7 protein-coding genes are annotated in these 7,654 nt (G+C 66.9%); 3 read left to right on the plus strand and 4 right to left on the minus strand.

The window, feature by feature from the left end; genetic code table 11:
- Window positions 1–46: 46 nt before the first annotated feature.
- Genes EN738_RS26925 through EN738_RS26940 form a run of 4 tightly spaced genes read right to left on the minus strand, consistent with a single transcriptional unit; the run spans window position 47 to window position 4,131 of the window.
- On the minus strand, window positions 47–1,399 hold the full coding sequence (locus tag EN738_RS26925; protein ID WP_127286345.1) for an aminotransferase class III-fold pyridoxal phosphate-dependent enzyme: 1,353 nt from the start codon (window positions 1,397–1,399) through the stop codon (window positions 47–49).
- Window positions 1,392–2,087: an HAD-IA family hydrolase gene (locus EN738_RS26930; RefSeq protein ID WP_127286346.1), complete on the minus strand. Its 696-nt coding sequence runs from the start codon at window positions 2,085–2,087 to the stop codon at window positions 1,392–1,394. The genes EN738_RS26925 and EN738_RS26930 overlap by 8 nt, the downstream gene beginning before the upstream one ends.
- On the minus strand, window positions 2,084–3,370 hold the full coding sequence (locus tag EN738_RS26935) for a Tm-1-like ATP-binding domain-containing protein (protein ID WP_127286347.1): 1,287 nt from the start codon (window positions 3,368–3,370) through the stop codon (window positions 2,084–2,086). Before EN738_RS26935 ends, EN738_RS26930 begins: the two co-directional genes overlap by 4 nt.
- Window positions 3,367–4,131: an IclR family transcriptional regulator gene (locus tag EN738_RS26940; RefSeq protein ID WP_127286348.1), complete on the minus strand. Its 765-nt coding sequence runs from the start codon at window positions 4,129–4,131 to the stop codon at window positions 3,367–3,369. Before EN738_RS26940 ends, EN738_RS26935 begins: the two co-directional genes overlap by 4 nt.
- Before the next feature lie 176 nt (window positions 4,132–4,307).
- Between EN738_RS26940 and EN738_RS26945 the strand changes: the two genes are divergently transcribed.
- The 3 genes from EN738_RS26945 to EN738_RS26955 all read left to right on the plus strand — a co-directional run.
- On the plus strand, window positions 4,308–5,753 hold the full coding sequence (locus tag EN738_RS26945) for an APC family permease (RefSeq protein ID WP_127286349.1): 1,446 nt from the start codon (window positions 4,308–4,310) through the stop codon (window positions 5,751–5,753).
- Window positions 5,754–5,801: 48 nt separating this feature from the next.
- Window positions 5,802–7,004, plus strand: a complete 1,203-nt coding sequence (locus EN738_RS26950; protein ID WP_245494733.1) for a cytochrome P450 — start codon at window positions 5,802–5,804, stop codon at window positions 7,002–7,004.
- Window positions 7,001–7,654 (plus strand): aldehyde dehydrogenase family protein (locus EN738_RS26955; protein ID WP_127286351.1); only part of this gene is annotated, 654 nt, incomplete at its 3' end. The genes EN738_RS26950 and EN738_RS26955, both read left to right, overlap by 4 nt.

Here is a 7,654-nt window from a genome sequence, read left to right on the forward strand (position 1 = left end):
CTACTCATACTCACTACTCACTACTCACTACTCACTACTCACTTACTCACGCCGCAGCAGCCAACCCCGCATCCAGCGCCTCGCCGATCTTCGCCACATCGGCCGCCGAGATGACCAGCGGCGGCGACAGGATGATGGTGTTGCCGGAGACGCGCAGCATGACGCCGGCCTGGTAGGCGGCTTCGGCCACCACGGCCAATGTCTTCTTGTCGCCCGGCTTCTTGGCGGCGCGGTCCGACACCAATTCGAGCGCCGCCATCAGGCCCTGGTAGCGAACGTCGCCGACCAGCTGATGCTTCGCCTTCAGCGCCTCCAGAACCTTGCCGAGCTCGACACCGCGCACCGCCGCGTTCTCGTTGACGGCGAGCCGTTTTGTCTCGGCGAGCGCCGCCAGCCCGGCCGCGCAGCCAACCGGGTGGCCGGAATAGGTGTAGCCGTGGCCAATGGCGCCGAAGCTCGTCTTGTCGGCCTCGAACACGTCGGCGACCTTGGCGCCGATCAGCGCAGCACCGAGCGGGAAGTAGCCGGACGTGACAGCCTTGGCGATGGTCATGAAGTCGGGTTTCGTGCCCGAGAGCCGCGAGCCGGACCATGCGCCGGTGCGGCCGAACCCGGTCACCACCTCGTCGGCGATCAGAAGGATGTCGTGGCGGTCGCAGATCGCGCGCACCAGCGGCATGAAGCTTTCATGCGGAACGATGACGCCGCCGGCGCCGAGCACCGGCTCCATGATAAAGGCGGCGATGGTGTCGGCGCCTTGGAAGGCGATCTCGTCCTCGATCGCCCGCGCGCAGAGCTTCGCCAGCTTCGCCGGATCGGTCTCGTCGAACGGGTTCCGGTAGGTCCATGGCGCCGGCGTGTGGAAGACGCCCGGCAGCAGCGGCTCGTAGTTGCGGCGGAAATTGGCGTTGCCGTTGACCGAGGCGCCGCCGAAATGCGTGCCGTGGTAGCCCTTCTTCAGCGCCAGGAATTTCGTCCGGTCGCCTTGGCCTCTTATCTTCCAGTATTGGCGCGCGAGCCGCAGCGCCGTCTCCACCGAGTCCGATCCGCCCGAGGTGAAGAAGGCGCGCACCATGCCCTCCGGCGCGAACCAGTCGGTGAGCTCGTAGGCGAGCTCGATCGACGGTCCGGTCGAGGTGCCGCGAAAGCCGGAATAGTAGGGGAGCGCATCGAGCTGCGCGGCCATCGCTTGCTTGATCGGGTCGCAGCTGTAGCCAAGGTTGACGTTCCACAGGCCACCGACCGCATCGAGCACGGTGCGGCCGTCGGCATCGGTCACCGAGACGCCGTCGCCCTTCATGATGATCTTCGGCGGCGTCGCCCGCATCTCGGCCGGATGCGCCATCGGATGCCAGATCGGCTTGGCGTTGTTCTCGGTGAGGAAGTTGATGTCACGCATCGGTGGGAACTCCGGTTTCCGATTGGGGGAGGGCAAGGCCGAAATGGCCAAGCGCCTCGGCATAGCTTCGCGCCGGCCGGGCGACGTCGAAATGCACGGTCAGCATGCCGGCGGCGATGGCGCCGTCGATGTTGCGCTGCTGGTCGTCGACGAACACGCACGCGCCGAGTGGCAGCTCCAGCGCCTCGCCGACCATCGCATAGGCGCGGCGGTCTGGCTTGAGGACGTGCGTGTAGGTGGCGTCGACGATCGTCTCGAACAGCGACAGCAGCGGCAGCCGCTGGCGGAAGCTCGTGCCGTAGAACAGGTCGAGCTCGTTGGAGAGGATGGCCAGCCTGACGCCGGCCGCATGCGCCGTCCGGATCGCCTGTTCGGCCTCCGGCCGCACCACCGCTTGCGGGTCGGCGCCGCGCGCCCGCTGCACGAAGGTCGACATGTCGCGCCAGTCCTCGCCGACCAGCTGGCCGACCTCGCGCGTGCGCGTCCTCCAGTAGTCGCGCTCGCTGATCTCGTCCGCCTGCATGGCCCGCCACAAAGGATCGGAGGCCGGGTCGAACGGGCCGCGCCAGGCAAGCGTGCCCGCCGCCAGACCCAGCGCGCGCTCAGTCAGCGCATGCGTCTCGAACAGCGTGCGGGTGACGACGCCGCCGAAGTCGAGCACCAGCGCCTTTGGCGAAGGACGGCTCATGCGGCGTGCCCACGGCCGGGCGGAACGATGCCCTCGGCGACCCAGCGGTCGAAGATCTCCAGCGCCTTGGCGCAGAACGCGGCGTCATTGATGTGTTCGGCGATCTCGTGCAGCTCGGCATTGGCAGGGACGCTGGCACGCATCTCCTCGACAAAGGCCGACAGCGCCTCTGGCTCATGCAGCGGCTCGCCTTCCTGGTCCCATTGCTGGATGCCGCCGGCGGGCAGGATGAAGGCGGTCGGGCCGGTCGCCGCGGCGAGCTTCTCGCCGATGGCGCGCGCGATCTCCTTGCGGGTCGAGGCGTCCGAGGTCACCGAGGCGAGCAACCGGTTGTGCGCATGGTAGGGCCGCTCGATGAAACGCGACGGCACCGTTTGCCAGGTCGGGAAATCCACCATGTCGATGGCGCCGGGCGCGACGATCTGCGGGATACCTTGCCGGCCCGCATTCTCCAGCCGGTCGGTGCCGGAATTCACCACCGAGCCGGTGAGCTGGTTGGCGAGTTCCTGCAGGCTGAAATCCATCACCGCGACAAAACCCTTTTGCGCCGCGATTGCCTCCAGCGCCCGTCCGCCCATGCCGGTGGTGTGGAAGACGATCACCTCGTAGCCGCGCTTTTCCAGCTCCGGCTTCAGCCTCACCATATAGTGCAGGCAGCTTTTGCCGAGCGAACTCATGCCGATCCGCGGCTTTGCCGCGTCCGGCTTGACGACGGCCTGCGCGGCACCCACCACCGCGCCGCAGGCCTGCGACAGCACCGCCTTGCAGGCGCTGTTGAGGCCATAGAGCCCGCCGGCCCAAAGGATCATCATCAGGTCTGTGGCGATCCGCTCGGGCGGCAGGAGATGCGAATAGGCGATCGTCGAGACGACGAATTTCGGCACGCCGAGCGGCAGCGCCAGCGCCACGTCGAGCGCAAGGTCGGTGCCCATCGAGCCGCCGAGCGCGATGACGCCGTCGATCTCGCTTTTGTCGTGGAGCGCGCGCGCCAGCCGCGAGGCGCCGAGCGCCATCAGCGTCATCGCCGAGTTCTCGTCGCCGCTGGCGATGATCGCCTCGATCGTCGTGTCGGCGGCTCTGGCCACCGCTTGCCTGTCATAGGCCGGCCGGTAGGGCGGGTCGCCGAGCACGCTGACATCCATCATCACCGCGACACCGCCGACGGCCTCGATGCGCTCGCGCATGAACAGAAGCTCGTCGGCCTTGGTGTCGCCGGTGCCGATAACCAGGATACGGCGTGTCTCGTCCACAGTCGGTTCTCCCTGCAATGTCGTTGTTGTCATGCCCGCTTGCGGCCCGGCAGCCTGCCGAAAAGCCGCTCGCTGATCCCGCGCGCCGCCGCGGCGACGCTGGCGCCGTGGCGCTCGATGTCGCCTTTCTGGATCCGCACCCGGGGTGCCGCGACAGCGATGGCGCCGATGGCCAGGCCGTCGGCGCCGAGGATCGGTGCCGCGACGCTGAGCACGCCTTCCTCATAGCCTTGCGAGCCGGTCGAATGGCCGCGCGCGCGTGCGGCGGCGATATGTTCGGCGAGCGTTTCGGCGTCGCCGATCGTGTAGGGCGTGAAGGCCGGCAGCGGTCCCGCGAGGACGCCGGCGCGGACTTGCTCCTCGGTGAACGCCAGGAAGGCAATTCCCGACGCCGTCGCATGCAAAGGCAGCACCTCGCCAAGCTGCACGCTGACGCGGTTGGCCTTGGCCGATTCGATGACATGGACCGAGATCAAGCCGCGCTTCGAATATTCCGACAGATGCACGGTCTCGCCGGTCTCGGCCGCCAGCTGCTCGACCACCGGCATCGCCATGCGCAGGAACGGAAACTGCGCCTCGCGCAACAGCGCCAGCCGCGCGATGCCGGCCCCCAGGCGATAGAGCCGCGTGGTCTCGTCCTGCTCCACCAGCCCGTGCTCGATGAGCGAGACCAGCAGCCGGCGCGTCGTAGCCTTGTCGAAGCCGGCGCGCCTGGCGAGATCGGCAAGCGCCGCCTCGGGCGCGCCGCGACCGAGCTTTTCCAGCAGCGAAACGGCTTTGCCTACCGTGCCCATGCAGGTCTGATCCTCCATCAGATACTTAACGTGCGAATTAACTTGACAGCAAGTCGATTCCTTTGCAAGTCTATATTCGAAATGTCGTTGCAAATAGTGAAACGATCAAGGCCCGGCAGAAGGCCACGGCATTTCAGGGACACTTGGTTTCCGCGAGCGCGGATCTGGAGGGAAAGATGACGACAATTGAAGCCGGCGAAGCGAACCGGCTAAGGAAGAACAGCCTTGGCGTAGGAGCCATCACCTTCATGGTGATCTCGGCCGCGGCGCCGCTCACGGCTGTGGCGGGTGGAACGCCGCTCGGCATGCTGATGGGCAACGGCGCCGGCTTTGCCGGCACCTATCTCATCGTCACCGTCCTGCTGCTCCTGTTCGCTGTCGGTTACGTCGCCATGTCGCGCCATGTCGGCAATGCGGGCGCCTTCTATGCCTATGCGGCGCGCGGTCTCGGCGGCCTCGCAGGCGGTGCGACGGCGCTGATCGCCATCCTCTCCTACAACGCCATGCAGATCGGCGTCATGGGCCTGCTCGGTGCCGCGACCGCCGGCCTGTTCGCCGGCTGGGGCATCGCTCTGCCCTGGTGGGTGTGGAGCTTCATCGCCATCGCCATCGTCGCCGTGCTCGGCTACCGGCAGGTCGACCTGTCGGCCAAGATCCTGACCGTGCTGGTGCTTGCCGAATATGTCGTGGTGCTGATCCTCGACCTGACGATCCTCAAGACCGGCGGCGACAGCGGCCTGTCGGCCGCACCGTTCAGCTGGAGCCAGATCACCAGCGGCGCGCCGGCGATCGCCATCCTGTTCTGCTTTGCCGCCTTCATCGGCTTCGAGGCGACCACCATCTACGCCGAGGAGGCGCGCGACCCCAAGGTCACCATTCCGCGTGCCACCTATTTCTCCGTCATCCTGATCGGCCTCTTCTACATGGTCACCGCCTGGCTGATGGCGGTCGGCGCCGGCGTCGACAAGCTGCTGCCGGACTTGCAGGGCCTGCAGGATCCGACCACCTTCCTGTTCGGCCTCTCCGACCGCTATTCCGGGACGGCGCTCACCCACGCCATGAGCATCCTGTTCGTGTCGAGCCTGTTCGCCGGGGTGCTGGCGTTCCACAACGCGGTCGCCCGCTACATCTATGTCGCCGGCCGTGAGAAGCTGCTGCCGCAGACCATCGGAGTGACCCATTCGGCGCACCAGAGCCCGCATGTCGCCTCTGTCATCCAGACCGTGCTTGCCGCTGTTGTCGTCGGGCTCTTCGCGGTGCTCGGCCTTGACCCGGTGCTGGCGCTGTTTTCGTGGCTGACCAATGTCGCGACGCTCGGCGTCATCGTGATGATGGCGGTGGCCTCGCTGGCCGTGGTGATGTACTTCCGCGCCAATCCGTCCGCTCAGGAAAACACGCTGAAGACCACCGTGCTGCCGGGGCTGACCTTCATCGCCTTCGTCGTCATCATCTACCTGATCGTCATCAATTTCGGCAGCCTGTCGGGCGCTGGCGGCTTCCTCGGCGTGTTCCTGCCGCTGCTGGTGCTGATCGCCGCCGTCGTCGGCCTGTTGCTGGCGAGCGCATTGAAGGGCCGCGATCCGGTCGCCTTCGACAATCTCGGTGTGCCGCTGAAGGATTGAGAAAGTCAAGGGGCGGCGCCTGGCGCCGCCCTTTCCATCGCAAAGGGAGTGACGGCATTGAGCTTTGCCGACGAGATCACCGTCGAGGCGCTGGAAGCCGATCCTTACCCGATCTACGCCGAGCTCAGGCGCAGCGCCCCGGTCGCCTATGTGCCGGCGGTCAACCTCTGGTTCGTCACTCGCTGGAAGGATGTCGAGACAGTCACCAAGTCGCCCGACATCTTCTCGGCGGTGGTCGGCACGTCGCCGGTCGAACGCTCCTTCGGCAAGCCGACCATCCTGACCACCGACGGCGAGACGCACAAAGACCTTCGCCAGGGCGTCGATCCAAAATATCGGCCGCGCACCGTCGCCTCCTATGCCGGCGACCTCGTGCGCTCGATCGCCGGGCCCTTTCTCGACCAGATCGCCGAACAGGGCACGGCGGAACTGATGGCAGACTATTTCGAGCCGGTGTCAACGCTCAGCCTGGCGCGTTCGCTCGGCCTCGACGACATCGATATGCCGACCCTGCGGCGCTGGTTCTATGGCCTCGCCCAGGGCGCCATCAATTTCGAGAACGACCCGAAGCGGCAGGAGGTCGCCGATGCGATCAGCGCCGAGGTCGGCGCCGCCATCCTGCCGACGCTTGAGCGGCTCGCCCGCGAGCCCGACGACTCGGCGCTTTCGCACATGCTGCATGACGGCATGCCGGATGGGAAAACCCGTCCAATCGATTTCCTGATGCCGAGCATCAAGGTCATCCTGCTCGGCGGCATGCAGGAGCCCGGCCATGGCGCCGGCTCGATCCTTGCCGGCCTGCTCGCCCATCCCGAACAACTGCGGCAAGTGCTCGACGACCCCGACACCTTCGTGCCGAAGGCGGTCGACGAGGGCCTGCGCTGGGTGGCGCCGATCGGCACCCAGACGCGCCAGACGACACGCGCGGTGGAGATCGGCGGCGCCGTGGTCCCCGCCGGCGCGCCGGTCGCGGCGCTGGTCTCCTCGGCCAGCCGCGACGAAAGCCGCTTCACCGACCCCGATCGTTTCGACATCCATCGCGACGAAGGCAACCACGCCGCCTTCGGCTTCGGCCATCATTTCTGTTCCGGCCGCTTTTTCGCGCGCGAGCAGATGTGCCTGGCGCTACGGTTGTTGCTCGAGCGCTTCCCGGACCTGAAACTGGTGCCCGGGAAGGAACCGGTGTTCCGCGGCTGGGAGTTCCGCGCGCCTACCACCCTCAATGTCGCCTTCGGAGCCGCTGCCCAATGATCAGCCAGACCACCATCGACACGCTGCGCAAGGCCGAGGTCGGCGCGCGAAATCTGTTCATCGATGGCGTCCAGACGGCAGCCGCGACCGGCGCCACCTTGCCGGTGATCTCGCCGATCGACGGACGTCCCTTCGCCAGCATCGCCGACGGCAATGCCGCCGATGTCGATCGCGCGGTGCTCGCTGCCCGCAAGGCCTTCGAGAAGGGGTCCTGGTCGCGCGCGGCTCCCGCCTTTCGCAAGAAGGTGCTGACGAGGCTCGCCGAACTGGTCGAGAAGCACGCCGACGAACTCGCCGTGCTCGGCGTGCGCGACAACGGCACCGAGATCGGCATGGCCTACAAGGCCGAGCCGCTGTCGGCGGCCGGCACCATCCGCTACTACGCCGAGGCGATCGACAAGATCTATGGCGAGATCGCGCCGACTGCCGACAATGTGCTGGGCCTGATCCACAAGGAACCGCTCGGCGTCGTCGGCGTCATCGTGCCGTGGAATTTCCCGCTGATGATTGGCGCCTGGAAGATCGCGCCGGCGCTCGCCGCCGGCAACTCGATCGTCGTCAAGCCGCCGGAAATCGCCTCGCTGACGCTGCTGCGGCTGGCCGAGCTTGCTGCCGAGGCCGGGTTGCCGGAAGGCGTTTTCAATGTCGTC

The organism is Mesorhizobium sp. M4B.F.Ca.ET.017.02.2.1, from assembly GCF_003998955.1.
Classification (GTDB): Bacteria; Pseudomonadota; Alphaproteobacteria; order Rhizobiales; family Rhizobiaceae; genus Mesorhizobium; species Mesorhizobium abyssinicae.